This window comes from Actinomycetospora sp. (genome assembly GCF_055612215.1).
The window spans coordinates 1-1,038 of the sequence record NZ_JBVPVA010000979.1 but is presented as its reverse complement, the minus strand read 5'-3'; the positions used below and the strand labels follow the sequence as shown (position 1 = coordinate 1,038).

Below are 1,038 nucleotides of genomic sequence, written 5' to 3'. Positions count from 1 at the left end.
CGCTGGCCGGCACCGGGGTGCGGGTCGTGGGGGCGCAGGCCGCGGCGTACGCGGCGTGGCCGCCCTCGCTCGCCGCGGGCGAGCCGGTGTCGGTGGCCGGCGCGACCATCGCCGACGGCATCGCGGTGCCCCGCCCGGGCGTCCTGACGTTCGCGCACGTCAGCACCCAGGTCGCCGAGATCGTGACGGTGAGCGAGGAGGCGCTGTCCCGTGCCGTGCTCGCGAGCCTCGAGCGGGGCAAGCTGCTCGTCGAGCCGGCGGGCGCGGCGGCGGTGGCGGCCGTCGCGGAGTACCCGGGCCGCTGGCCGGCGCCGGTGGTCGCCGTGGTCTCCGGCGGCAACGTCGACCCGCTCATGCTCGACGCGATCGTCCGTCGCGGCATGGCCGCGGCCGGGCGGTACGCGACGCTGCGGGTGCGCCTCCCGGACCGCCCGGGCTACCTCGGCGACCTGCTCGCGCAGCTCGGCCGGCTCGGCGGCAACGTCGTCGACGTCGAACACCGCCGGCTGGCCCCCTCGCCCGACCTCGGGCCGCTCGGGCTGGGCGCGGTCGAGGTGGCGCTCACCCTGGAGGCGCGCGGACACGACCACCGCACGACGATGGTCGACGCCCTCCGCGAGGCGGGGTACGTCGTCGCGGAGGGCCCGGCCTGACGTCGGCCGGCCGCGGCGTCGGTCAGGGGCTGTAGGGCTCCGCCGAGACCAGCGTGACCTCCATCGACCCGCCGTCGGGGAGGTCGTAGCTCACGGTGTCGCCGGCCTTGGCGCCGATGAGCGCCGAGCCCAGCGGCGAGTTGGGCGAGTAGACCTCGAGCGAGCCGGCCGACCCCTCCTCGCGGGAGCCGAGCAGGAACGTCTCGGTGTCGTCGTCGCCCTCGAAGCGCACGGTGAGCACCGTGCCCGGGACGGCGGTCCCCGACTCGGTGGGCGTCTCGCCGACCTTCGCGGTGTGCAGCAGCTCCTGCAGGTGGCGGATGCGGGCCTCCATCACGCCCTGCTCCTCGCGGGCCGCGTGGTAGCCGCCGTTCTCCTTGAGGTC

Annotated in this window: 2 protein-coding genes; one reads left to right on the top strand and one right to left on the bottom strand. The window is 76.8% G+C overall.

The features are described from left to right. On the top strand, window positions 1-653 hold a 653-nt coding region (locus AC0CYZ_RS26620), incomplete at its 5' end, for a pyridoxal-phosphate dependent enzyme (RefSeq protein ID WP_472220973.1). Window positions 654-675: 22 nt separating this feature from the next. On the opposite strand, the gene greA is transcribed toward AC0CYZ_RS26620, so the two are convergent. Continuing rightward, window positions 676-1,038, bottom strand: a 363-nt coding sequence (greA, locus tag AC0CYZ_RS26615) for a transcription elongation factor GreA (protein ID WP_472220971.1), incomplete at its 5' end; no start/stop codon positions are given.